Genomic DNA, 235 nt, shown 5'->3' with positions numbered 1-235 from the left:
AGTTCACGGCCACCCTTGGCCAACTCCCCAAAGACCTGTTCGTGGTCGCCCGCTTCGAACTGACCGAAACCCTCTCGGACCTGTTCCACTGCAAGCTGGAACTGGCCAGTACCTCCCCGGACATTATGGCCGAGGAAGTGCTGGAGCAGCCCGTGGAACTGGTGGTCTGGCAGGACGGCGTGCCCCTGCGGCGCTTCCACGGCGTGGTCAACGAATTCGCCCGGGGCGACACCGG

At 64.7% G+C, this 235-nt stretch carries 1 protein-coding gene; it reads left to right on the top strand.

The features are described from left to right. Positions 1–235, top strand: a 235-nt coding sequence (locus NLU14_RS22900) for a contractile injection system protein, VgrG/Pvc8 family (protein WP_275710935.1), incomplete at both ends; no start/stop codon positions are given.

Source organism: Marinobacter iranensis, assembly GCF_029207565.1.
Lineage (GTDB): Bacteria > Pseudomonadota > Gammaproteobacteria > Pseudomonadales > Oleiphilaceae > Marinobacter > Marinobacter iranensis.
Note: the sequence above shows the minus strand (reverse complement) of the source record. Positions and strands in the feature narration are given on the sequence as shown.